Here is a 23,028-nt window from a genome sequence, read left to right as displayed (position 1 = left end):
AAATGCGGTGGCGCTAACAGTCCACCAATGATCCATTTCCACCTGCACATACCCAAAGGCTGAAAACGGGATGGCACGCCCTTCGCCTCTGAGCCGGGACGAGTTTGCGCTGTTTCGCAGCTTGCAGACCCGATGGTCGGACAACGACATATACGGCCACATGAACAATGTGGTGCATTACGCGCTGTTCGATACGGCCATCAATGGCTGGCTGGTTGAGCAGGGGTTTCTCGACCCGGTGAAGAGCGAGATCGTCGGCCTGGTGGTTGAAACCGGTTGCAGCTATTTTTCGGAAATGGGTTTTCCGGACCGGGTTACCGCAGGGATCCGCATCGGCCACATCGGCAGCTCTTCGGTGCGTTATGAAATTGCCCTGTTCTGCAACGATGAAGAAACCGCAGCAGCCCAGGGCCACTTTGTTCATGTTTATGTGGTGAAGGAAACGCGGCAACCCTCGCCGATTCCCAAGCCCATGCGGGCGGCGCTGGAAGACTTCCTTCGATAGGCACAGTCGGTATTTGGAGGCTGCGGTCGGAGAGGCGTTTCAGCAGGGCGCGGCGAGGTCGTCTGATTCCAGCGCATCCTCTTTCTTTTCACAATTGTCTGCAGTGCTGTCCTTGTTCCCGGCGGAGGACGTGGTGAGTTTGTCGGTTTTTTCCGAGTCACTGACCTGATCATCCCGTGGTGAAGGGATTGCAACAGTCCCCGGTGGAAGTTTTCCGGGGTTGTAATCGGGGTCGGCAACAAAATCGGAATGCTTCTTTCCGTCCGGACTGTCTGCTGCACCTGCAGCCAGAAGTGATTTCTCGTCTTGTGTCGGCGGTTTTTCATCGTGCAGGCCGTCAAACGGCCAGGCTTTTTTCAATGCACCAACGCTTACCGGGGCTACGTTCACGTCAATGTTGTGCGGCGCGCCTTCCACGCGATAGGGGCAGGACTTGCTGTTGCAGTTCCCGCCATAGGCAAACTGCCACAGCGTGTAGCCGTCCCAGTTGCCCATGGGAAAGACATCGCCGATATCCTCCTTGTAGCGGGCATACCAGAGCCTGAGCCGGGACAGCAGGGGATACTGCTCCCGGTTTTCCGCAATATGGCGGGCGGTTCGGTGATTGGTGTAAAGCAGGGGATAGCGGTCCAGATGCCCATAAAGGGCTGTTACAAACCGTTCGGCCTCCTCCAGGCTCATGAATTCAGCATCATCATAGTCCTCAATGTCCAGGACGATGACCTCATCGGATTGCGGCCTGGCGTATTGAACATAGTGCAATGCCTGCAGTTCGGGATCGCCCGCACGGCCCAAATGGTAGCTGCCCCATTTTAATCCGAGAACTTTGGCCAGCGCACGCCGGGTATGATAGAGCTCCCGGCTGACCGAGTATTTTCGCCACTGTGCACCACATAGCGATGTGCGATCGGCGCAATACTGCTGGGGAAGCCCGTCGCTTGCCTTGCCGATGAAGCCGGCAATGCGCCTGTCGGAAACAATGCGCTGCCAGTCCAGCGGATTGAGTTCATAGGCATCCAGGACAAGGGCATAATCCGGCTTTTTCCAGGGCTGATGTGTCTCGGCAGCGGCGGTTACTGAAGCCAACGCCGCAAACAGCGCCAACAGCGCCAGCAGCCATTTGCCAGCAGACGGCAGGACAGATAGGTAGACAAGGGCGTATCGCATCAATTGCCGGTATCCATGGCCTGTAGATTGATCCGCCCTTAAAACAATTCAGGTCTTGGCGGATTCGGGAAACCTGATTGGGTAGTCACAATAAACGGATCAAACCATTGTCCCGTTTCCGATGAAACGAGAAACGGTCCATGACAGCGCCACCCGGCTAACGGTGCAATGGCGGTACACTGGCGGTGATCGTGGACAAAATCTGGGTGAAAAGATGACAGCAGAGAGTTTTGCCGACAAGGAACAGCGTATTGTCAGGCTGGAGGAACAGCTTGCCTATCAAGCCGAAACCATCGAGGAGCTGTCCGCGGCAATGGCCCGTCAATGGGAAGAACTCGACAAGGCAAAGCGCAAACTCGATGCCCTGGCGGAACGCTTTCTGGCACTTGAGGAGACCACCCTTCCAGGCGCCGAAGCGACGAAACCACCTCATTATTGAAATGTCGCGGCTCAAGGTTGGTGACATGGCAGTATTCAAGGAATTGCTAACGGCTTTTCCCCGCACCGGAACGCTTGAATGGATCGGCTGCCGGCCGGCGCGGCGCGCGCCCGTTGTCACGCACCGGTCCATGAAGGTGCTGGAACGCGGTCTTGAGGAAGATCGCGTGCTTCGTGCGGGCAAGCGCTCGGTTACGCTGATCCAGGCCGAACATCTGCCCGTCATGGCCGCGCTTCTACAGACAGATGACGTTGCGCCAGAGATATTGCGCCGCAATTTGGTGGTCAGCGGCATCAATCTGCTCGCCATGAAGAATGCCGTCTTTTCCATTGGCGGTGCCGTGCTGCAGGGGACTGGCAGCTGCGCGCCGTGTTCGCGCATGGAGGAGGCGCTGGGGCCAGGCGCCTACAATGCGATGCGCGGCCATGGCGGCATTACCGCATCGGTTCTTGAGCCTGGAAACATTGCCATCGGCGATGCGGTGACATTTCTGCGCTTGCCGGAAGAAGCGTAAAAAACAGGGAGCCAGAATGTATCTGGCCCCCTGCTTTTTTTCTTTCGGTCTCCGCCCGGCGATCAATAGGGGCAGGAATTGTCCGACATGTAGTCGTGTACCGTAACGCTGCCATCAATAATGCCTGACTTGGCACTTTCCACCGCTGCCATCATGTCACCTCCAACCAGCGGCTTGTTGTGCTCATCCATGGCGATATCGACACCGCCCTCCTTCAGGCCAAGCACTTCAAAACCCGCAGACCAGGTACCGTTGTTGACGTCGGAAAAGGCATCGTAAACCGCAACATCGACCCGTTTGAGCATGGAGGTCAGAATGTTGCCGGGATGAAGATGATTCTGGTTTGAATCAACGCCAATGCCAAGTTTACCGGCATCGGCCACCGCCTGCAGTACGCCGAAACCGGTGCCGCCGGCAGCATGGTAGATGACATCAGCACCCTGATCCATTTGCGCCCTTGCAAGTTCGCCACCCTTGGTGGGATCGTTCCAGGCAGCGCCTGTCGTGCCGGTCATGTTCTGAATGACTTCCGCGTCGGCATTGACGGATTTGACGCCACCCACATAGCCGCAGGCAAATTTGCGGATGAGCGGAATGTCCATGCCGCCGACAAAGCCGACCTTGCCGGTTTTCGACGCCTTGGCGGCCATCACGCCAACCAGAAAGGACCCTTCATGTTCCTTGAACACGATGGAACGCACATTGGGCAGTTCAACCACCATATCGACAATGGCGAAGTTGATGTCGGGATATTCCTTGGCGACTTTCTCCAGCGCTGCTGCCTGGGAAAACCCAATGACCACAATCGGGTTGTTGCCATCGCGGGCGAACCGGCGCATGGCCTGCTCACGCTGCGCGTCGTCCGTTACTTCGAACTCGCGGTATTCAATGCCGGTCTCTGTCTTGAACCTTTCCGCGCCGTCATAGGCCGCCTGATTGAAGGAGCCATCGAACTTGCCGCCCTTGTCGTAGACGACTGCCGGCTTCGCATCCATCGCCATCGCTGACACGGTCATCAGCAGGCTGGCAGCAATCCCAAAAATCAGTTTTCTCATGTCTCTTCCCTGTTTCGATACTTGTGTTTTGAGCTTTCGGCGGATGAGGTATTTGCACCCGGCTGTTCGGGGCCGTACCGCCATTGCAGGAGTCCTGAGACCAATTCCTCCAGTCAAATCCGCTCCTGCGGGCGCCGGATCACAGGCCCGCCAAGCGTTATTCTTGCATGGTTGCCGGTGGATGCCTACATAATTTTGCCGGACTGCAGATGGCTGTGGGTAGCGGCAAGGATCCCGGCAGAACGTACGGTTCGGCCAAGCCAGCACCCCTTCATGGCGCCGGGCAGGGGCCGCCGGGCGCCTGCTTGCAACAATTCTGCCGGAGCTCATGTGAGCGCTATGCAAACGGGCCCCGCTTCTGTATGAAACGCCGCAGCGAGAGAACCGCCCGGCCGGTTGCGGCCAACGGTTTTCGTTATCATCTCCGAGCAAAAGCCCCGACCACCAAATTCGATCCAGTCCGTTGCCGCAAAAAAACGACAAAAAAGCCGAAAGCGCGATGCCGAATGAGGCGCAGCCTGCAGCGGAAAAACCGCTGACGGCGGCACCGATGTATGAGGACGAAAGCGCCTTCCGTGTCGTGCAGCGGATTTTCTCCGAAAACTTCGCCATCTACCGAAACAGCTATGTGCTGGCGATTATCTGCATGGTGGTCGTGGCCGGGACAACGGCGTTCAGCGCCTACATCATCAAGGATGTGGTCAACGAGGTTTTCGACGACAAGAAACTGTCGGCCGCCTACTCCATTGCCGGCATCATTCTGCTGGTGTTCTTTCTCAAGGGCATGGCCAGCTTTGGCCAGGAAGTGCTCTTGAAGCGCATCGCCAACAACATGGTGGCCCGGTACCAAAAACGCGCCTTCGACCACCTGCTGAAGCTTGGCGTCGGATTTTTCTCCGATACGCGGTCCGGATTTCTTGTCGGCCAGATCAATCGCAACATCAGCGGTGTTCAGAACATGCTGAACACCATTATCACGACCTTTGCGCGGGATCTTTTAACCCTCATCGCGCTGATTTTTGTCATGGTCTGGCAGGATCCGCTGATGAGCGTGGGATCGCTGGTGGTGATGCCGATCGCCGCCTATGTCATCTCGCGATACGTCAAGAAGGTAAAACAGCTTTCCCGCAAGGAAGTGAACGTCAATGCCCAGGTTGTCTCCAACATGATCGAGACGGCGCAAGGCATCTCCGTCGTCAAGGCCTTCACGATGGAAGAGCAGCTTAAGGACAATCTCAGCAAGCTGATCGAGAAGGCCGAAAAACAGGCCAACACGATTGCCCTGGTCAATGCCCGCACCAAGCCGCTGACGGAAACCCTGGGCGGATTTGCCATTGCCGGCGCCGTGGCATTTGGCGGCTGGCGCGTTATCGCACTCGACGGCAATCCGGGCGCCCTGCTCTCGTTTCTCGCCGCCGCAATGCTGGCCTACGACCCGGCCAGGCGCATTGCTTCCTTCAGGGTGCAGTTCGAAAAATCCCTGGTCAATGCGCGCATGCTGTATGAGCTGCTCGACACGCCCCCGCGCCAGTCCGACAAACCGGGCGCCAAGGCGATAGACATTAGTGGCGGAGAGATCGAATTTGATCATGTCACCTTCTCCTATGACGGCATCGACACGGTACTGCACGATGTCTCCTTTACCGCCAAGGCCGGTGAGGTTACGGCGCTGGTCGGCCCTTCAGGGGGCGGCAAGTCGACCATCATCAACACCATTCTGCGGTTTCACGATCTTGAAAAAGGACGCATTCTCGTCGATGGCCAGAACATTGCCGATGTAAAGGTGCACGGGTTGCGGCTCAAGACATCCTTCGTGTCGCAAAGTCCGGTATTGTTTGAAGGCACGATTGCCGACAACATTCAGTATGGCCGGCCCGGCGCCAGCCTGGACGAGATTGTCGAAGCAGCAAAAAAGGCGCAGGCCCACGATTTCATTTCCGATATGCCGGAGGGCTATGACACGCCGGTGGGAGAGATGGGGTCCAATCTCTCGGGAGGCCAGAAACAACGCCTGTCCATTGCCCGCGCAATTTTGCGGGATGCTCCCATTCTGCTGCTCGATGAAGCGACCTCCGCCCTCGACAATGAATCGGAAAAAGCCGTCCAGTCGGCGCTGGAAGGGCTGATGAAAGGCCGCACCACAATCGTCATCGCGCACCGTCTTTCCACCATTCGAAATGCCGACAAGATCATTGTCATCGACAAGGGAGTAATCCGCGAGGAAGGCAAACACCGCACGCTGGTCAGAAAGCCCAAGGGTATCTATGCAAGGCTGTACCGCATGGGCGCGCTGGATATTGACGCCGATGACGATACAGACAGCGAGGTGCGCACAGAAGCGCCCGCAAGGCGGAAGAAAGCTGCCGCAAAGACAAAAGCCGGCGCGTCCGGAAAAGGGGCGGCGGCAAAAGACGGGAAACGCACATGAAACTGGTGGTAACCGGCGCGTCCGGACGCATGGGGCAGACACTCATCAGGGCAATCAGCCAGAACGCGGATTGCCAACTGCATGCGGCGCTTGAACACAAGGACAGCCCGATGATCGGCCGCGATGCCGGTGAGATCTCGGGCCTTGGTCCGATGGGAGTGGCAATTACCGCCGACCCGCTTCCGGCCATTGCCAAGGCGGACGGCATCATCGACTTTTCCGCACCTGCCGCAACGGTGGAATTTGCCGGTTATGCGGCTCAGGCGCGCATCGCGCACATTATCGGGACAACCGGCTGCAGCGCCGGGGACGAGGGCGCCATCAAGGCGGCCGCACAGCACGCTACCATCGTCAAGTCCGGCAATATGAGCCTGGGGGTGAATATGCTCGCGGTTCTGGTGGAGCAGGCGGCAAAGGCGCTGGATGGCGACATGTTCGACATCGAAGTGGTGGAAATGCACCACAAACACAAGGTCGATGCCCCATCGGGCACTGCCCTGCTGCTGGGTCAGGCAGCCGCTGACGGGCGCTGCATCGAACTTGAGGAAAACAGCGTAAGGGTGCGCGACGGGCACACCGGCCCGCGGCCTGCAGGGCCGATCGGGTTTGCAACCCTGCGCGGTGGTTCGGTGGTCGGCGAACACAAGGTCATTTTCGCCGGCGAAGGCGAGCGGATCGAACTTGCCCATATCGCACAGGACCGCATGAACTTCGCCATGGGGGCGGTAAGGGCTGCGCTCTGGGCAAAAGGCAAGGCACCCGGACTGTACTCAATGCGTAACGTGCTTGGCCTTGGCAACTGACTTTAACCCAGCAAAAGAGCGACAAAGACAATGAGCGGAACGATGGTGCTGGTCCGGCATGGCCAGAGCGAGTGGAACCTGAAAAACCTGTTTACCGGATGGCGGGATCCGGACCTGACCGAGCAGGGCTTTGCCGAGGCCCACGAGGCCGGCAAGGTGCTGCGGCAGGAAGGCCTTCATTTCGACATCGCCTTTACCAGCGTGCTGCGGCGGGCCGAAAAAACCTGCCAGATCATCCTGGACGAGTTGGATCAAAGCACCCTTGAGACCATTCACGACCAGGCACTGAACGAGCGTAATTACGGCGATCTCGCCGGTCTGAACAAGGACGACGCACGGAAAAAATGGGGCGAGGAGCAGGTTCACATCTGGCGCCGCTCCTATGATGTGCCGCCGCCCGGAGAAGAAGGCGAATCGCTGCGCGATACCGGTGCACGGGTTTGGCCCTATTACATGCAGGAGATTCTTCCCCGTGTGCTTTCAGGCCAGACGGTACTGGTTGCCGCGCACGGCAATTCCCTGCGCTCGCTTGTGATGATCCTGGACCGTCTTTCAAAGGAGGAAGTGACCGGGCTGAACCTGGCCACCGGCGTTCCAATGGTCTACCGCCTCAATGCCGATTCCACCGTTGCGGACAAGAAAGTTCTGGGGGACATGTCCAAGGCCCACTAACCGCAAAAGGGTTGGCGCGGGTAGCGATGGGGTATTGACGTTTACGAAAAGGTCAATCAATTTGGGCACCGGTTGGCAGCCTTGCCAGGCATGCCGTTCTCGGCCAGTTATTTGTTCACACAGGAAAAAAGCGCGGCAGCATGACGGACTTGCATCCGATTCAGGTTTTCTTTTCAAGCCATCATCCGCTTGCAAGCAAGGTACAGGCCGATTTCACCGGCTCGGCGGGCAATACGGTTCGGGTTTGCATCGAAGCGCCGCAGGACCTGGTGCACGACCCTGAAATGAGCAGTCTGCATACCGGCTTTGCCACCATCGTCCTTGATTCGATCATGGGCGGAGCGGTCATGGGCAGCCTTGAGAAGCTGGTGCCGATCGCAACTGTTGGACTCTCCGTTAATCATCTGCGCCGGCCGTCCGCCGGAGAGACGATCAAGGGCAAGGCGGTGTGTGTTTCCGTCCATAACAGCCTTGCCTATGTGACGGGCGAACTGCTCGACAAGAATGAAGAACCGGTCGCCATTGCCACGGGCACCTTCATGATCGGCACGCGCGCCACATCGATCCGTGACCGGTCTGAGGAAAGCCGGATATGAACACCACCCCCGCCGAAACCTGGTTCGCTTTTGCTCCCGTGGAAGAGAACAGCTGCTGGAAGGTTGCGTTTCAGGAGCATCATCTCGGCAATCCGCTGATCCGCTCCATTCACGGCGGCGTGGTCGGTTCGCTGATTGAGCACACCGCCGAAAAGACGCTCGACCATGAGCTTGCCCACAAGGGCAGGCGCGCAAAGCTTGAACTGACCACGTCGTCGATCGACTATCTGCGTGTCACAAAGGATTCCGACCTTTACGCCCGCGGCAGCGTGATGCGGATTGCCCGGCGTGTTGCCTTCATGGATGTGGTGTGCTGGCAGGACAGCGAGGACCTGCCGGTCGCCCGCGGCGCCTGCACCCTGCGCATTCTGGAAGAATAAGCAAAATCTTCTTCAGGCGGCGTTTTCACTAACACTGCCCGCCATGCCCGATTCCCAGCCGAGAATGGCACGTTTGCGCGTAAGTCCCCAGTGATAGCCTGTCAGGGCGCCTGATTTGCCGAGCACCCTGTGGCAGGGCACCACAAAGGAAATCGGATTGCGGCCAACCGCACGGCCCACGGCACGCGGGGCCGGCTTGCCGATCCGTTCACCCAGCGCCGAGTAGGTTTCGGCATTGCCGAGCGGAATGGACAGCAAACCCTCCCACACACGAATTTCAAAATCGGTGCCGATCATCACCACGCGCAGCGGATCGTCCGGCTTCCAGCGCTGCGGATCAAAACTGCGCACAGCATAGGGCGCGGTTTTTGCCGGGTCGCTGGTATAGCGCGCCCGGGGCCAGCGGCTCTTCATGTCCTCAAGTGCTTCCTTTTCCCCGCCGGGATCACAGAAGGCAAGGCCTGTCATTCCCATCTCGGTTGCCATGATCAAAGCGGTTCCAAAGGGGCTGGGGTGAAAGCCATAGGCTATGTCCAGCCCCTCGCCCCTTGCCTTGTAGGCACCGGGCGACATGGCAACATGGGTGACGAAAAGATCATGCAGTCGGCCCGGCCCGGACAAGCCCAGCTCGTAGCTTGCATCAAGCAGGGGCAGGTCACCGCCGAGCAGCCGCTTGGCATGATCGAGGGTAACCGCCTGCAGGAAGGCTTTTGGGGAAAGCCCGGCCCAGCGGGTGAACAGTTTCTGCAATTGCGTCGGCGACTTGCCGACCGCATTTGCCAGGGAATTGAGATCCGGCTGCTCCTGCCAGTTCTCCGAAATCAGTTCGACCACCCGGCGTACGGTCTGATAATCACCGTCAATGTTCTGGTAGAGATAAGTCACCTGTCAGGCTCCGCTTGAGCGATTGCATCTGGCGCAAAACCTAGCTTTCGCGCCGTCGCACCGCCACCCGATTCTTGCTGCCGGCAGTTATACCGGCCGGTTGCTATAGCCGGGCCCTGGCAAGCGCTGCATCGAACGCCACGGCAAAACTGGCGCGGTCCGGCGGGTTGAGAAAAGAGCCGATGTCAAATTCCCGGCCTTTTTCGCGCAAGGCCATGCGCATGATACCGAATTCCTCATGGCGCTCGACGACAAAGCGTGTCCAGAACGGGTTGAAACGATGGGTCTGTGCGCGGCCCGCCGGTGAAACTTGGCGGAACTCTATTCCGTCATGCCATACGGCAATCTCTTCAAAGGCGCGCGCGGACCGGTAGTTGAGCTTGAATGCGCCCCAAATCAGCAAGGCATCAAGGCCGAAAAAGGCGAATACCGGCCATGCTCCCATGGACAGGAACAGGATGCCCGAGGCAAAGCAGGTCACACCGACAAACAGCATCAGCAGGATGAACCCCGTCTTGCTCAGGGAGCGGTGGGGGATCAGGCGGGCCGCAAAAATGGGGTTTTCGCGCGCCGGCGACAGACCTCCGTCCGGTTCTTCAACAGCGTTTTGCATGCTTTGCCTCTGCGGGGCTTTTCATTTTCCTGCACTCCCGCCATGTTCATCAGGTTTGCATCCCAAGCCTACAGGCACCACCAACCGGTTGAAAAGCTCGTCATGAAAAAAACTGACCAAGGCAAAAACGCAGAAAAGCCTGCCACCGGTTCTGAAATAGTAAAACCCAAGCAACGCAAGCCGGCAAAGCGCCTGCCGCGTTCACGCTACAGCCGGGAAGAGATCACGGAGATTTTCAGCCGATTCAAAGAACTCAGGCCCGAACCGAAAGGCGAACTCTACCACACCAACCCGTACACGCTGGTGGTGGCGGTCGCGCTTTCAGCCCAGGCAACCGATGAAGGGGTAAACCGGGCGACAAAGCATCTGTTTGCCGTTGCCGATACCCCGCAGAAAATGCTGGCGCTGGGGGAGGAGAAGGTTCGCGAGCATATCAAGACCATCGGGCTTTACCGCAACAAGGCAAAGAACGTGATCGCGTTGTCGCGCAAGCTGATTGACGAATTCGGGGGTGAAGTGCCGCAAACGCGCGAGCAGCTGGTTACACTGCCGGGCGTTGGCCGCAAAACCGCCAATGTGGTGATGTCGATGGCCTTCGGCATCCCGACCATGGCCGTCGATACGCACATCTTCAGGATCGGCAACCGGCTGGGCCTTGCGCCCGGCAAGAACCCCGACGAGGTGGAAGAAATCCTGATGCGGATCATTCCAGAAGAGTTTTTGTATCATGCCCATCACTGGCTGATTCTGCACGGGCGCTATACCTGCAAGGCGCGCAGACCGGATTGCGAACATTGCATCATCGCCGATCTCTGCAAGTCGAAGGAAAAGACCTGTGACGTACCGGCTTCCATCGTGCCAATTCCCCAGCAGACCCTGCCGGGGATGAATTAGACCACGTTTTCCAAGGGTGTAGGCCGGGCCGGATCGGGATACCGGCGGTCCAGTGCCTTGTGCAGGTGCACCATCAATCCGGCCGCAAATACCGGCGTTGCCAGATTGAGCAGCGGCACAGCCATGACGCCCGAGATGATCAGGCCGGCAAAGAAGATCGCGCTTGAATTTGCCTTGCGCAGGGCGTTGGCGTCTTCCTCGCTGCGAAACCGCATGGCGGCGAACATGAAATATTCGCGGCCGAGCAAATAGCCGTTGACCAGGAAGAAGATCGCCACATTGATGCCGGGCAGCAGCACCAGCATCAGGGCGACAAGGTTGGCGGCAATTACCACAAAGGTAAAGCGCAGGGCAAACCAGATCGAAGGGCCCAGCGCCATGGCTGTGCCCTGCCCGTCTGCTGCATAATGTGCCCGTTCGACATGTTCAGCCACGTCATCGAGAAACAGGCCCGCAACCAGGGCGGTGACCGGCGCCAGCAGAAAACCCGCACCGACAATCAGCCCGGCGCTCATAAGCCACAAAATCGCGGTGGAAACCCAGGGCCAGGGACCGAGAATGGGTGCCAGAAAGGCTGAAAACAGCATTTCCATGCCGATCCAGGCACCAATGAACAGCAGGATCGTCAGGCCGACAGATTTTAAAAGAACCGAGCGGAACTTCGGCTTCAAAAGCCCTGCCGCCGCCTTGCGCGCGGATTCGATAACCATGATCTGTTTTCCTCATGCGCGTGGTGCGCAGACACCTGCGAGATAGGAAACCGGCGGCGGCTTCACAAGGGGGCCGGTCTGTGTCTGCTTGCATTCGACGCGCCGATATGGGAAAGCGCCCGGCAACCTGCCGGACCCTTCGCAATTTCCCAAAATATCCTGGAGACTTTCATGACCGGACCCTTCGATGTGCTCACCATCGGCAACGCCATCGTCGACATTATCGCCTATGCCGAAGATGATTTTCTTGTCTCCGAAAACATCATCAAGGGTGCCATGAACCTGATCGATGTCGATCGGGCCGAGCATCTCTACGCGGCGATGGGTCCTGCCACGGAACAATCGGGCGGAAGCGCAGGAAACACTGCGGCCGGCATTGCAGGCCTGGGCGGCAAGGCCGCGTATTTCGGCAAGGTCAGCGATGATCAGCTTGGAACGATCTTTACCCATGACATGCGGGCGATCGGCGTTCATTTCGATACGCAGCCGCTGGCTGGCGACCCCCAACGGCCCGCTCGATGATCTTCGTCACCCCGGACGGCGAACGCTCAATGAACACCTATCTCGGCGCTTGCGTTGAACTTGGCCCTGAAGACATTGATGAAGCCGTGGTGGCGGCATCCGCCATAACCTATTTCGAAGGCTACCTTTGGGATCCGCCCCGCGCCAAACAGGCCATCCGCAAGGCTGCGGAGATCGCCCATGCCAACGGGCGAAGCATGTCGATGACGCTGTCCGACCCGTTCTGCGTCGACCGATACCGCGACGAGTTCCTCGATCTTGTCCGCTCGAAGACCGTAGATGTGGTCTTTGCCAATGAGCATGAACTCAAATCGCTTTATCAAACCGCTTCCTTCGAGGAAGCGCTATCGGCGATCCGGGGCGAATGCCGGCTTGCGGCGGTAACCCGCAGCGAGAAGGGTTCGGTGGTGGTAACCCGCGAGGAAACCCATGCGGTCGATGCCCACCCAATCGAAAAACTGGTCGATACCACGGGCGCCGGAGATCTGTATGCGGCAGGCTTTCTTTTCGGACTCACCCATGAGCGCAGCCTTGAAGACTGTGCCCGCATCGGCGGCCTGGCCGCAGCAGAAGTCATTCAGCAGATCGGTCCAAGACCACGGGCGAATCTGGCCAACCTGCTGGCGCAGGAAGGGCTGTAGGCCACCCTTGCCCGTGTGAGGTTATTCTTCCCTGCGCAAAAGGGCTTTCAGCGCATAGAGCCGTTCCATTGCCTCGCGGGGCGTCATGTCGTCGGGCACTGTATCGGCGAGCAGATTACGGATCTGATCGTCCTGCTGTACGGCGCGTTCAGCCTGTTTTGCCTTGACGGAGAACAACGGCAGTTCATCCACCAGCGCAGAGACCGACTGGCCGCTGGAAGAATCCTCCAGCTGGTGCAGCACATCGCGGGCCCGCTCGACCACCGCCTGCGGCAGGCCGGCAAGGCGTGCGACCTGAATTCCATAGGAACGGTCGGCGGTGCCGCGCACCACCTCATGCAGAAACACGACATCTCCCTGCCATTCCTTGACCTTCAGCGTGACGTTTTCCAGCCGCGGCAGCTTTGCCGACAGGGCCGTCAATTCGTGAAAATGGGTGGCAAAAAGCGTGCGGCAGCGGTTTATCTCATGCAGGTGCTCGATTGCCGCCCAGGCAATGGACAGCCCGTCGAAGGTCGCGGTTCCACGGCCGATCTCATCGAGAATGACCAGCGATCTTGGACCTGCCTGGTTCAGGATTGCCGCCGTTTCAACCATTTCCACCATGAAGGTCGAGCGCCCGCGCGCCAGATCGTCCGCCGCGCCGACACGCGAGAACAGGCGGTCGACAATGCCAAGGCGGGCGGACTTTGCGGGAACGTAGGAACCCATCTGGGCCAGGATCGCGATCAGCGCATTCTGACGCAGAAAGGTGGATTTGCCGCCCATGTTGGGGCCGGTGAGAAGCCAGATTTTTCCTGCCTGCGTCTCCTCGCCCTGTACCGGCTCAGCATCTGCGGTAATGTTGCAATCGTTGGCGATGAATGCCTGACCCGATTGCTTTTTCAACACCTGCTCAACCACCGGATGGCGGCCGCCTTCAACCTCAAACACGGTAGAGGTATCGGTCACCGGACGGCAGTAATCGTCTTCCAGCGACAGGCGCGCCAGCGCAACCGCCACATCGAGGCGGCTGACGGCGCGGGCAACTTGCTGAAGGGTGGCAGCTTCAGCGACGGTGGCCGCAGCCATCTCCTCGAACAGGTGCAGCTCAAGCTCAAGGATACGGCCGGCTGCATTGGCAATGCGGGTTTCAAGCCCGGCCAGTTCCGTTGTGGTAAACCGCATGGCGTTGGCCATGGTCTGGCGATGGATGAACTCGCCCTGGCGGGACGGCGCCTGCAGGGCGGGAGCGTTCTGGGCGGTTACCTCGATGTAATAGCCCAGCACGTTGTTGTGGCGGATTTTCAGGGATTTGACGCCGGTATCTTCACTGTAACGCAATTGCAGTTCGGCGATGACGCGGCGCGAATCATCCCGCAGTTTTCGAAGTTCGTCGATTTCCCCGTTTGCACCGGGGCGGATGAAACCGCCATCGCGCTTGAGTAGCGGCAATTCATCGTCAAGCATGCTGTCCAGCAGGTTCTTCAGTTCTTCCGGCTGCGCCGACAAGGTTTTGGAAACCGCCGCCAGCTCCTCTGGAAGCTGGCCTTGCTGTGTGGCCATGGCACCGGCAAGACCCTGAGCTGCGGCAAGCCCTGACCGCACGGCTTCAAGATCGCGCGGGCCACCACGATTGAGCGCCAAACGGGACAAGGCCCTTGGAAGGTCCGGATAGGCTTTCAATATTGCCGAAAGCTCTTCGGCCAGGCCCTGCTGGGTGCGCATGAACTCGACGGCATCAAGCCGCCTTGTGATGCGCCGGGGATCAACCAGCGGGTTCATCATGCGCTCAAACAACAGCCGCGCACCGCCACCGGTCAGGGTGCGGTCGATTGCAGAAAGAAGGCTGCCCTTCTTTTCTCCCGAAAGCGTTCTGGCAAGTTCCAGATTGGTGCGCGTTGCCGCATCGATGAACATCGTGCCGGAAGCGCTCTCGCGCAACGGCGGAGAAAGTGCGGGCTTCTCACCGATCTGGGTACGCTCCACATAGGCGAGAGCCGCGCCACAGGCCGATCTCTCCGCACGGGTAAACTCGCCAAAACCATCGATGGACTTGACGTTGAAGACCTCCTCAATGCGCTTTCCCGCTGACTGGCTGTCAAAAAGCTGAACCGGCTGGGGCGCAAGGGCGACGCCGCTTTCGACAAGTACCTGCATGACTGCCGCTTCTTCCCCGATGGTCTCGGGGTAGATGATTTCCCGGGCGGAAATGCGGGCGAGATCGGCTCCAAGACGGGCAGCCGCCGTTTCACATACGCGGAATTCGCCGGTTGAAATGTCGATCCAGGCCAGCGCCCAGTCCTCCTGCTCCTCGGAATGACGGGCGCGCCCCAGCGCTGCAAGATAGCTGGCGGCGGAGGGTTCCAGCAGTTTTTCCTCGGTTATCGTTCCCGGTGTGACCAGACGGACCACATCTCGGCGAACCACCGCCTTGGAGCCGCGCTTTTTCGCCTGTGCCGGATCCTCGGTCTGCTCGCAGACAGCAACACGGTGGCCGAGCGCGATAAGCCTCTGCAGATATTCCTCGGCAGCATGAACGGGCACGCCGCACATGGGAATGTCCTCGCCCAGATGCTTGCCGCGCTTGGTCAGTGTTATGCCCAGCGCCCGGGAGGCAATCTCCGCATCATGGAAGAACAGTTCGTAGAAATCGCCCATGCGGTAAAACAGCAGTGAACCGGGATTGGCCGCCTTGATCTCGATATACTGCTCCATCATCGGCGTGGCTTTGCCACCGCCTGCAGCCGCCGGTGCTGCGGGGCCTTGCGGTTCGTCCTCCTTGAGGGCCGGAGTATTGTTGTGCCGTTCAAGCATGTGCAGGTCTTTCTGGTTCGCAGATGCCCGGGCAGGATTGACCGGTGCACGCCGCATTGCAAGCATGGCAGGCGTTTGGCGAACCGGCAGGCACAGTGTTCCACAGCAATCGATGCAGGCAAGACCGGTTTGTCAGTCTGCCTTGTGGCGGCCTGCATCCGCACCATAGTAGCGCACATAGCGCGGGTTAAGGCGGGCGACCGGCAGAAGAACCAAAACATCGACCGTGCCAAAGGCATGATCGATTACCGCCTCCCGGGCAAAGATGGCGCCAAGGCGAAGATAACCCTTGAGGATCGGCGGCAGGCTGCGCAAGGCACGCCGGGCCTGATAGGCCTCCGGCGCCAGAATGGGCAGCGACACCGACGGCGCCACGGCGCTTACCTGCCATTCGTCCTCCGCCAGGGCCTGTTCGCCCAGCAGGGAAAGCGCTTCGGCATGGACGGCAGGATCGGTTCCCTCAAAGGAAGCGCAACCGAACATGACATCATGGCCATGGCGGCGCACATAGGCCCAACTGCCATGCCAGAGCAGTTCGACCGTGCGCTTGTCGCGGTAGCCTGGCGCAACACAAGAGCGGCCAAACTCCAGAAAGCTGAGGTCTTTGTGACGCTTGAGCAATGATGCGATGTCGTATTCGGCGGCGGAATAAAAGCGGCCAGCACGTTCGGCCATCTTGCGGTTCATCAACCGGTAGGTGGCGATCACCGGTCGCGATTTGCTTTCAGTGCCTGCCTTTTCATCGACCACGATCAGGTGATCGCAGTGGGCATCGAACGCGTCTTCATCCAACTCGGCATTTGCACCGGCGGCACCGGTTTTTCCGCGTTCCTCGTGAAACACGGCATAGCGCAGACGTTTGGCCGCCTCGATTTCCGCAGGTGTTTCCGCCAGCTTGACGGTCAATCCGCCAAGCCTGCCAAGGACGGGTTCGTCACAGTGTGGCCGTGCCGCTTCGGGCTGGCGTTTCGGATTATCGGTGAACTGGTCGAGCATGATGCCATCCGGTGCGGTGGTAACAGCAGCTAGAGCGTAACTGAAACTAGCACAGATGGCTGGCCATTGCAGGAAAAGAGCGGATAAGCAAGCCTGAATGCCAGATGGTGCTGCTTGTTACGCCGTACCTGCCATGTCGCTCCTGTCTGAAGCGGTGGTGCGGTCGACCCTTTTCAGCAATTCTGACGGATCGACCGGTTTTGACAGAAATCCGTCAGCACCGGCATCGAGCGCCGCCTGCCGGTTTTCAGAAACGCCATCGGCCGACAGGATGAGGATCGGGATGTAACGGGATACCTCATGCTGCCGGATTTCCCTAATGGCATGAATTCCGTCCATTACCGGCATGTGCATGTCCATCAACACAAGATCATACGCCGTCTCGCCGGCGCCCTGCCCTGTGCATTGCGCCACTGCCTCTGCACCGTTGCCAACGCGTATGACCTCATGGCCTGCTTTCGCAAGCGCTGCAGTTACCAAGAGCGCATTGATGTCGTTGTCTTCGGCCAGCAAAATACGGCGTTTCTGTCCGGCGGCGGGCAGATATTCCGGTTTGTGGTCATCTGCGCAAACTTGTGATTGCGACCCGCTTTTTTTGGCCGGTTCACGCGCTTTGCGGCTGTTGAGCACCGCTTCCAGGCTTGACTGGCGCACCGGTCGGGTCAGCCAGGCATCGGCGCCGCTTTCACGCAAACGCGGCCAAAGGGCTTTCTGTCCTGCGGTCAGCGATACGCAGACGCGCGGCCTGTCTTCATGGTCAAACGCTTGAACGGTTTTCAGCACCTGCCCTGCTGTTTCCCCGTCCACCAGAACCGTATCGCATCCGCTAAGCTTCGTTTCGGACACCGGCACGCTGGCACCCATGTCCTGCAAGGTGCGGGAAAGGCAATCCCTTTCGACTGGATTTTCCATCACAAGGGCAATCCGGCGGCCTTCAAGGGATGCCCGGTGAGCCGTGTCACTGCTCTGTTCAAGCGGAAGGGTGAAGGCAAAAACCGACCCCTGACCCCCGGTTTCCTGCAATTCCAGTGTGCCGCCGAACTGTTCGGCCAGGGCCCGGGAGATGGCAAGGCCCAGCCCCGCCCCTCCGGCAGAGCGGGCATTGTTATCTTCCACCTGCTCAAACTCGCGGAAGATGCGGGCACGGTTCTGCTCCGACAGGCCGGGGCCGGTGTCACGGATGCGCAGGACCAGGGTTTTCCGCCCACCGGCAACGCCAATCCCGCATTCAACGGCCACGCCGCCGCTTTGCGTGAACTTGATGGCATTGCCGACAAGATTGATCAGCACCTGGCGCAACCGCTCACCATCAGCTTCGATCTCTTCGGGCACATCGGGTGCCACATACAGGCCGAGGCCGAGGTCTTTTTCCGCCGCCTGGTAATGGAGCAGTTCAAGCGTATCCTCCAGCATGGCGCGCAGGGCGAAGCGCTGCGGCTTGAGGGCAAAGCGGCCCGCCTCGATGGTCGTAAGATCCAGCATGCCTTCGATGAGAGTGAGCAGCGACTGGCCCGAACGCCTGAGCGCCTCGGTATAGTTGTGCTGCTCCGGCGTCAGAGGGGTTGTGCCGAGCAGTTTCGACATGCCGATAATACCGTTCAGGGGCGTGCGCATTTCGTGGCTTGCCATGGCAAGAAAACGCGACTTGGCACGGTTTGCCTGTTCGGCCTGCTTTCGCGCCTCGGCATCAAGTTCGGTGGAGCGCTTGAAGGAGGTGATGTCGCGGGCGACGGAAAGAATGGCACTTTTACCGCCATTGCCGCCGCGTACCGGCAGGTCCAGCCAGTGATACCATTTGCGGCCATCGGGCGTGTCGATGACCAGTTCGGTCCGCTCGCCCTGGCGGACAAGCCGGGCGGGAAATCCAGTTGCTTCTTCCTGCGCGGGCCCGCTTTCATCCATTGCGGGCAATCGGTTGCCGGCAATAATTTCTTCCGGAGTAGTCCCCAGACTTGCAGCATAAGCAGCGTTGCAGGACAGGATCCTGTTGCCGTGATCGCGTATGGCGACAAGATCGCCGAAGGCATCGGTGATCGTGCGGTAGCGTTCCTCGCTTTCAGAAAGCTCCCAGGCCTTATCTTCCAGTTCCTCGAAGCGCGAACGCATGGCAGCGATGTCCGCGCCTTCTGCGCGCTGGCGGCTTTGAACCAGGCAAGCCAAAACACCGGCAAATCCCATGACAGCGATGGCAGCAGGTGATCCGAACGGGGCCAGGAAGGCAAAAAGACCCGCAGAGCAGATGATGAAAAGCGGGAGCGCATGGTTTGCGACAAAGGCTACAGGTCGACGGGAAAGGCCTGCGGTCAGCGCCGGCCTTTGGCGTCTGCCCCGCCGGAAGCGGGCCTTGGAAGCTTGCGGCCGATTTTCAGCATGCGCAAATTCCATGCCGTCAGGCGAAGCGCCTGCGGCCGAGCCCCGGCGGTCTTCGGCGTGCTTTTTCTGCGGTGCCGCCGCGTCCTTTTGGCGTTCGTTCGCGCCCATCCGGCGTTCCCTTGTTCCCGGCATGCAATTCCTGCCCTGATCCTGTCACAACAGGCTGAAGATTTGCTTGAAAGACATGGTAAACGCCCACCGGGAGGCCATACGCGAAAGAGCGGCTCCGGCGTCAGGAAAACAGCCTGGCTGCCCGGCCCCTCGGCTATCGGGGCAAAAGCGGGTTTCAGCAGGTTACGCAGCGAGCGCCGGACGCTCGTTCAAGGTTCGATAGGCAATTGCCTCGGCCAGATGAATGCGGCCGACGGTTTCAGCTCCGTCGAGGTCCGCAATGGTGCGGGCCACCTTGAGAATGCGATGATAACCGCGGGCGGAGAACCGCATGGTTTCGGCGGCATCTCGCAGCAATTTTGCGCCGGCTTCATCGGGCGCTGCAATCAGTTCCGTTACCGCCGAACCGAGCGCGGCATTGGTCTTCTGGGCCGGGATGCCCCGGTGCAGGTTCAATTTGCGGGCAAGGTCACTGTCGCCGGCAGAGCGTTTGAGCAAGGCATCAAGGCGCTCGGCCTGGCATTTGCGGGCTGTCTCGATGCGCCGTGCGACCATGGCGCTTTCCTCGCCCCCGCCGGTCGTCATCATGTCGGCAGCGGAGATCGCCGGCACTTCGATGCGCAGATCAATCCGGTCCATGAACGGGCCGGAGACCCGTGCCTGATAGTCGGTGGCGCAGCGTTCGCCGCGGCGGCAGGTGTGGCCAGGCTCACCCGCCATGCCGCAGCGGCAGGGATTCATGGCCGCGATGAGCTGAAAACGCGAGGGATAGGTAACCCGGTAATTGGCGCGCACAATGGCAGCCTCGCCCGCTTCCAGCGGCTGGCGCAGGGAATCGAGAACCTGCGGCGTAAACTCCGGCAGTTCATCAAGAAACAGCACACCGTTATGGGCCAAGGACACTTCGCCGGGGCGGGCGCGCAGGCCACCGCCCACCATGGCTGCCATGGACGCGGAATGGTGCGGTGCGCGGAAGGGGCGGCGGTCGGAGAGCCGGCCTTCCGCCAACTCGCCGGCAATTGACCGGATCATCGAGATTTCCAGCAGTTCCCTGGGCGCAAGTCTTGGCAGGATGCCGGGAAGTCTTTCTGCAAGCATGGACTTGCCCGCGCCTGGCGGTCCGACCATCAACAGGTTGTGGCCGCCGGCAGCGGCGATCTCCAGTGCCCGCTTGGCGGTTTCCTGGCCCCGAATTTCAGCAAGATCGGGCAGGCTTGCAGCCGGTTCGCGAATGCCCGGTTTGGGCCGGGAAAGCACCTGTGTTCCACGAAAGTGATTGGCAAGCCCGATCAGGCTGCGGGGAGCAAGAACCTCCATGTCAGGATCGGCCCAGGCTGCTTCCTGCCCGCTGGCGGCCGGACAGATCAGCCCCTTGCCGAGGGCGTTGGCGCCGATGGCCGCAGGCAGAGCGCCGGCAACGGGCATCAGCGTGCCATCAAGGGAAAGTTCCCCCATCACCACATACCGGTCCAGCACATCGGAGGGAATGGCGCCGAGCGCTGCCATTAATCCCAGCGCGATCGGCAGATCGAAATGGCTGCCCTCTTTCGGCAGGTCCGCCGGCGCCAGATTGACCGTCACCCGCTTGGGCGGCATGGCGAGGCCGGAAGCATGCAGTGCCGACTTCACCCGTTCGCGGCTCTCCGCAACCGCCTTGTCGGGCAGGCCCACAATGGGCATCTGCAACTGGCCAGGGGCAACCATGACCTGAACGTCGACCGGCACCGCCTCAATACCGTGAAAGGCAACCGTCTGAACCCGTGAGACCATCTCCCGCCTCCAGCAAAGCAGTGCCGCCTTGCCCGTTGGCAATACAGGGCAGCACGCATGATATCCGATTGCGGGCGGTGGGTTATCCGGGACAGCAGTTTGGCTGCTAATGCAGGCTTCAACCCGGACGATTGCAATCCTATGCCTGCAACCTTAGGCAGGATTCTCGCCGGGAGTCAAGTCTTTGTTCTTTTTTTGTTCTTTCCTTTGCCGCTGCAGGCGATCCTGACAGCAGGGCGCCTTTACCGCTTGTAGTAGAGCAGACAGAAAAACTTGGTACTGCGAAGCGGAATAACCGTGCGCGAAATACGCTTCCAGTTTCCTATGTCGTTTGGCTTGAATTCCAATTGGCCTTTATAGACATTGAGATACCACTCGATATTGCGGTTATTGTCTTTCCATTCGATTTTTATCTGGGGATTTAGATAACGTTTTGAACGGTCCACTGTGCACTGCAAATTTGTTGGAATTTTTCCCTTCTTTTGCATCTGCCTGGCGACCCGCATCACCTTGTCCTGAGACATATAGGGATTGGCTGCCTGCGCTTGCCCCCCAACATCGGCAAGCAAAGCCGTCAGAACTGTAGCAATCAGAAACCCGGGAAGAATTGAAAACCGTTTCACAGAGAATTTCCCCACTATACTCATGATTCAGATTTGGAAATTTAGTTTCAGGTTGAAGATGTAACCAGGTTGCCGCACGGCATCCTTGTTTTTGGTGCGCAAAAAACGACGACAATGCAAGTTCTTTCTACCGCTTGTAGTAGAGCAGGCAGTAAAACCGGTCCGATCCTGTGGGAAGCACCAGGCGCACCACTTTTTTCCAGTCGGCGCCGGCGCTTGGGGGAACTTCAAGCTGCCCCTTGTAGACATGCAATTCCCATTCAACGTTGGCGGTGTTTTCCTGCCAGTCAATTCTGACAATCGGCGCAAACGGGCCTTCGGGCTGGCCGGCCCGGCAGGACAGGGAAACGGGGTATTTCCCCTGACGGCGCATCAGCTCCGCCTGCCGCATGATGCGATCAGGATCGCTGCGGTCAAAAAAGGCGAAAGCCTTGCCGCTGAAGGCGGGGGTGATGATGCCGGCGCAGGCCAGCAGGATACAAAACACGACTGTGGACAGTTTTTTCATTTTCTCTTTTCAATTGCATCCCAGATCAGTGCTGCAACATCGGTACCGGAAAACCGCTTCACCTCGCGAATACCGGTTGGCGACGTGACATTGATCTCCGTCATCCAGTCTCCGATCACATCAATGCCGACGAAGATGAAGCCTTCCTCCTTCAGGCGGGGGCCAATGCGGGCACAGATTTCCTTCTCCCGCGCTGTCAGCTCCGCATGTTCGGCAATGCCGCCAACATGCATGTTGGAGCGGGCGTCGCCTTCTGCCGGCACCCGGTTGAGGGCGCCCACCGGCTCGCCATCGACGAGGATGATGCGCTTGTCGCCCTTGCGCACATCCTTCAGATAGCGCTGGGCAATGAAGGGTTCACGGTAAAGACCGTCGAACATTTCCAGCAGGGAGGAGAGATTCTGGTCCCCTTCGGCCAGCCGGAAAACCCCCGCACCGCCATTGCCGTAAAGCGGCTTGATGATGATGTCGCCGAATTCATCACGAAAGCGCCGGATCGCGGCAAAGTCCCTGGTGATAAGTGTTTCCGGCATCAGATCGGCAAATTCCATGACCAGGATTTTCTCCGGCGCGTTGCGCACGGCACGCGGATCGTTGACCACCAGCGTTTTTGGATGCACGCGTTCCAGCAGATGCGTGTTGGTGATATAGCTCATGTCGAATGGCGGGTCCTGGCGCAGCAAAACGACGTCGAGCGATGACAGGTCGGTCAGTGCCTGCTGGCCCAGGGTGAAATGATCTTCCTTGACGTCACGTACATCGAGCGCCTCGATTTCCGCTGACAGGCTGCCGCCGCGCAGTTGCAGCCGGTCCGGGGTGAAGTGAAACAGTTCATGCCCGCGCGCCTTGGCCTCCAGACACAGAGCGAAGGTCGAATCGCCTTCGATGGAAATCGTTGAAATGTGGTCCATCTGGACCCCGACTTTGAGCGCCATTGCCTTCACCCGATCATTGTCTGTGAACTCCACTTAAAGGAATTCACAATGCGACGGAATTGTTGAAGCGGGAATCAGTAAACAAATCCTCT

General features: G+C 59.1%; 21 protein-coding genes and 1 pseudogene. 10 read left to right on the top strand and 12 right to left on the bottom strand.

The genetic code is table 11. From position 1 onward, the window contains the following. Positions 1–70: 70 nt before the first annotated feature. On the top strand, positions 71–505 hold the full coding sequence (locus BVL55_RS01250) for an acyl-CoA thioesterase (protein WP_075995378.1): 435 nt from the start codon (positions 71–73) through the stop codon (positions 503–505). Positions 506–544: 39 nt separating this feature from the next. Here the strand turns inward: BVL55_RS01250 and BVL55_RS01245 are convergent, their stop codons facing one another. Then, positions 545–1,672 carry a glycoside hydrolase family 25 protein gene (locus tag BVL55_RS01245; RefSeq protein ID WP_075995377.1) on the bottom strand — a complete coding sequence of 376 codons (1,128 nt, stop codon included), beginning with the start codon at positions 1,670–1,672 and terminating at the stop codon, positions 545–547. 214 nt (positions 1,673–1,886) lie between these two features. Here BVL55_RS01245 and BVL55_RS01240 point away from each other — a divergent pair, with 214 nt between their 5' ends. Both BVL55_RS01240 and BVL55_RS01235 read left to right on the top strand, forming a co-directional pair. After that, positions 1,887–2,111, top strand: coding sequence for a SlyX family protein (locus BVL55_RS01240; RefSeq protein WP_075995376.1), 225 nt, complete (start codon positions 1,887–1,889; stop codon positions 2,109–2,111). A gap of 25 nt (positions 2,112–2,136) precedes the next feature. After that, positions 2,137–2,625 carry an MOSC domain-containing protein gene (locus BVL55_RS01235; protein ID WP_075997804.1) on the top strand — a complete coding sequence of 163 codons (489 nt, stop codon included), beginning with the start codon at positions 2,137–2,139 and terminating at the stop codon, positions 2,623–2,625. Positions 2,626–2,687: 62 nt separating this feature from the next. Here the strand turns inward: BVL55_RS01235 and BVL55_RS01230 are convergent, their stop codons facing one another. Continuing rightward, positions 2,688–3,680, bottom strand: a complete 993-nt coding sequence (locus BVL55_RS01230; protein WP_075995375.1) for a BMP family lipoprotein — start codon at positions 3,678–3,680, stop codon at positions 2,688–2,690. A 499-nt stretch (positions 3,681–4,179) separates the two neighbouring features. Here BVL55_RS01230 and BVL55_RS01225 point away from each other — a divergent pair, with 499 nt between their 5' ends. From BVL55_RS01225 to BVL55_RS01205, 5 genes are all read left to right on the top strand, one after another. After that, positions 4,180–6,108: an ABC transporter ATP-binding protein gene (locus BVL55_RS01225; RefSeq protein ID WP_244530557.1), complete on the top strand. Its 1,929-nt coding sequence runs from the start codon at positions 4,180–4,182 to the stop codon at positions 6,106–6,108. Beyond that, on the top strand, positions 6,105–6,911 hold the full coding sequence (gene dapB, locus BVL55_RS01220; RefSeq protein ID WP_075995373.1) for a 4-hydroxy-tetrahydrodipicolinate reductase: 807 nt from the start codon (positions 6,105–6,107) through the stop codon (positions 6,909–6,911). The genes BVL55_RS01225 and dapB overlap by 4 nt, the downstream gene beginning before the upstream one ends. A gap of 30 nt (positions 6,912–6,941) precedes the next feature. Beyond that, the gene (locus BVL55_RS01215; RefSeq protein ID WP_075995372.1) at positions 6,942–7,583 is read left to right on the top strand and encodes a 2,3-bisphosphoglycerate-dependent phosphoglycerate mutase; all 642 of its coding nucleotides are present in this window, start codon (positions 6,942–6,944) and stop codon (positions 7,581–7,583) included. A gap of 140 nt (positions 7,584–7,723) precedes the next feature. Further along, a complete protein-coding gene (locus BVL55_RS01210; RefSeq protein WP_075995371.1) occupies positions 7,724–8,179 on the top strand; it encodes a PaaI family thioesterase in 456 nt (151 codons plus the stop codon). Further along, on the top strand, positions 8,176–8,559 hold the full coding sequence (locus tag BVL55_RS01205) for a PaaI family thioesterase (RefSeq protein WP_075995370.1): 384 nt from the start codon (positions 8,176–8,178) through the stop codon (positions 8,557–8,559). Before BVL55_RS01210 ends, BVL55_RS01205 begins: the two co-directional genes overlap by 4 nt. A gap of 12 nt (positions 8,560–8,571) precedes the next feature. Here BVL55_RS01205 and BVL55_RS01200 read toward each other — a convergent pair whose 3' ends face one another. Both BVL55_RS01200 and BVL55_RS01195 read right to left on the bottom strand, forming a co-directional pair. Further along, positions 8,572–9,444, bottom strand: a complete 873-nt coding sequence (locus BVL55_RS01200) for a methylated-DNA--[protein]-cysteine S-methyltransferase (RefSeq protein WP_075995369.1) — start codon at positions 9,442–9,444, stop codon at positions 8,572–8,574. 103 nt (positions 9,445–9,547) lie between these two features. Next, positions 9,548–10,057, bottom strand: coding sequence for a DUF2244 domain-containing protein (locus tag BVL55_RS01195; RefSeq protein ID WP_075995368.1), 510 nt, complete (start codon positions 10,055–10,057; stop codon positions 9,548–9,550). 102 nt (positions 10,058–10,159) lie between these two features. Here BVL55_RS01195 and nth point away from each other — a divergent pair, with 102 nt between their 5' ends. Beyond that, on the top strand, positions 10,160–10,951 hold the full coding sequence (gene nth, locus BVL55_RS01190) for an endonuclease III (protein WP_083649599.1): 792 nt from the start codon (positions 10,160–10,162) through the stop codon (positions 10,949–10,951). Here the strand turns inward: nth and BVL55_RS01185 are convergent. Next, complete coding sequence (locus tag BVL55_RS01185) at positions 10,948–11,661, bottom strand: sulfate transporter family protein (protein WP_075995367.1); 714 nt, start codon at positions 11,659–11,661, stop codon at positions 10,948–10,950. The two genes, nth and BVL55_RS01185, sit on opposite strands and share 4 nt — an antisense overlap. Before the next feature lie 171 nt (positions 11,662–11,832). Between BVL55_RS01185 and BVL55_RS01180 the strand changes: the two are divergent. After that, a pseudogene (locus tag BVL55_RS01180) lies at positions 11,833–12,824 on the top strand (adenosine kinase). Positions 12,825–12,845: 21 nt separating this feature from the next. Here BVL55_RS01180 and mutS read toward each other — a convergent pair. The 7 genes from mutS to gshB all read right to left on the bottom strand — a co-directional run bounded on the left by mutS (position 12,846) and on the right by gshB (position 22,936). Further along, positions 12,846–15,620, bottom strand: a complete 2,775-nt coding sequence (gene mutS, locus BVL55_RS01175) for a DNA mismatch repair protein MutS (RefSeq protein WP_428977267.1) — start codon at positions 15,618–15,620, stop codon at positions 12,846–12,848. 132 nt (positions 15,621–15,752) lie between these two features. Beyond that, positions 15,753–16,616 carry a l-ornithine N(alpha)-acyltransferase gene (olsB, locus tag BVL55_RS01170; protein WP_075995366.1) on the bottom strand — a complete coding sequence of 288 codons (864 nt, stop codon included), beginning with the start codon at positions 16,614–16,616 and terminating at the stop codon, positions 15,753–15,755. A 117-nt stretch (positions 16,617–16,733) separates the two neighbouring features. Next, entirely contained in the window at positions 16,734–19,097 is a 2,364-nt protein-coding gene (locus BVL55_RS01165) for a PAS domain-containing hybrid sensor histidine kinase/response regulator (protein ID WP_075995365.1), read from the bottom strand. A 186-nt stretch (positions 19,098–19,283) separates the two neighbouring features. Further along, positions 19,284–20,870 carry a YifB family Mg chelatase-like AAA ATPase gene (locus BVL55_RS01160; RefSeq protein ID WP_075995364.1) on the bottom strand — a complete coding sequence of 529 codons (1,587 nt, stop codon included), beginning with the start codon at positions 20,868–20,870 and terminating at the stop codon, positions 19,284–19,286. A gap of 242 nt (positions 20,871–21,112) precedes the next feature. Then, positions 21,113–21,493: a hypothetical protein gene (locus tag BVL55_RS01155; protein ID WP_075995363.1), complete on the bottom strand. Its 381-nt coding sequence runs from the start codon at positions 21,491–21,493 to the stop codon at positions 21,113–21,115. 127 nt (positions 21,494–21,620) lie between these two features. Then, positions 21,621–22,001 carry a hypothetical protein gene (locus BVL55_RS01150; protein WP_075995362.1) on the bottom strand — a complete coding sequence of 127 codons (381 nt, stop codon included), beginning with the start codon at positions 21,999–22,001 and terminating at the stop codon, positions 21,621–21,623. Further along, entirely contained in the window at positions 21,998–22,936 is a 939-nt protein-coding gene (gene gshB, locus BVL55_RS01145; protein WP_075995361.1) for a glutathione synthase, read from the bottom strand. Before gshB ends, BVL55_RS01150 begins: the two co-directional genes overlap by 4 nt. Positions 22,937–23,028 lie beyond the last annotated feature (92 nt).

The organism is Salaquimonas pukyongi (assembly GCF_001953055.1).
Lineage (GTDB): Bacteria > Pseudomonadota > Alphaproteobacteria > Rhizobiales > Rhizobiaceae > Salaquimonas > Salaquimonas pukyongi.
This window is presented reverse-complemented; position numbering and strand designations above follow the sequence as displayed.

What these genes read in the sequence shown, in the direction of transcription:
- BVL55_RS01250 (WP_075995378.1), top strand. Translation starts at nt 71, where the DNA reads ATGGCACGCCCTTCGCCTCTGAGCCGGGACGAGTTTGCGCTGTTTCGC.
- BVL55_RS01245 (WP_075995377.1), bottom strand. Translation starts at nt 1,672, where the DNA reads ATGCGATACGCCCTTGTCTACCTATCTGTCCTGCCGTCTGCTGGCAAA.
- BVL55_RS01240 (WP_075995376.1), top strand. Translation starts at nt 1,887, where the DNA reads ATGACAGCAGAGAGTTTTGCCGACAAGGAACAGCGTATTGTCAGGCTG.
- BVL55_RS01235 (WP_075997804.1), top strand. Translation starts at nt 2,137, where the DNA reads ATGGCAGTATTCAAGGAATTGCTAACGGCTTTTCCCCGCACCGGAACG.
- BVL55_RS01230 (WP_075995375.1), bottom strand. Translation starts at nt 3,680, where the DNA reads ATGAGAAAACTGATTTTTGGGATTGCTGCCAGCCTGCTGATGACCGTG.
- BVL55_RS01225 (WP_244530557.1), top strand. Translation starts at nt 4,180, where the DNA reads ATGCCGAATGAGGCGCAGCCTGCAGCGGAAAAACCGCTGACGGCGGCA.
- dapB (WP_075995373.1), top strand. Translation starts at nt 6,105, where the DNA reads ATGAAACTGGTGGTAACCGGCGCGTCCGGACGCATGGGGCAGACACTC.
- BVL55_RS01215 (WP_075995372.1), top strand. Translation starts at nt 6,942, where the DNA reads ATGAGCGGAACGATGGTGCTGGTCCGGCATGGCCAGAGCGAGTGGAAC.
- BVL55_RS01210 (WP_075995371.1), top strand. Translation starts at nt 7,724, where the DNA reads ATGACGGACTTGCATCCGATTCAGGTTTTCTTTTCAAGCCATCATCCG.
- BVL55_RS01205 (WP_075995370.1), top strand. Translation starts at nt 8,176, where the DNA reads ATGAACACCACCCCCGCCGAAACCTGGTTCGCTTTTGCTCCCGTGGAA.
- BVL55_RS01195 (WP_075995368.1), bottom strand. Translation starts at nt 10,057, where the DNA reads ATGCAAAACGCTGTTGAAGAACCGGACGGAGGTCTGTCGCCGGCGCGC.
- nth (WP_083649599.1), top strand. Translation starts at nt 10,160, where the DNA reads ATGAAAAAAACTGACCAAGGCAAAAACGCAGAAAAGCCTGCCACCGGT.
- BVL55_RS01185 (WP_075995367.1), bottom strand. Translation starts at nt 11,661, where the DNA reads ATGGTTATCGAATCCGCGCGCAAGGCGGCGGCAGGGCTTTTGAAGCCG.
- mutS (WP_428977267.1), bottom strand. Translation starts at nt 15,620, where the DNA reads ATGCTTGAACGGCACAACAATACTCCGGCCCTCAAGGAGGACGAACCG.
- olsB (WP_075995366.1), bottom strand. Translation starts at nt 16,616, where the DNA reads ATGCTCGACCAGTTCACCGATAATCCGAAACGCCAGCCCGAAGCGGCA.
- BVL55_RS01165 (WP_075995365.1), bottom strand. Translation starts at nt 19,097, where the DNA reads ATGGGCGCGAACGAACGCCAAAAGGACGCGGCGGCACCGCAGAAAAAG.
- BVL55_RS01160 (WP_075995364.1), bottom strand. Translation starts at nt 20,870, where the DNA reads ATGGTCTCACGGGTTCAGACGGTTGCCTTTCACGGTATTGAGGCGGTG.
- BVL55_RS01150 (WP_075995362.1), bottom strand. Translation starts at nt 22,001, where the DNA reads ATGAAAAAACTGTCCACAGTCGTGTTTTGTATCCTGCTGGCCTGCGCC.
- gshB (WP_075995361.1), bottom strand. Translation starts at nt 22,936, where the DNA reads ATGGCGCTCAAAGTCGGGGTCCAGATGGACCACATTTCAACGATTTCC.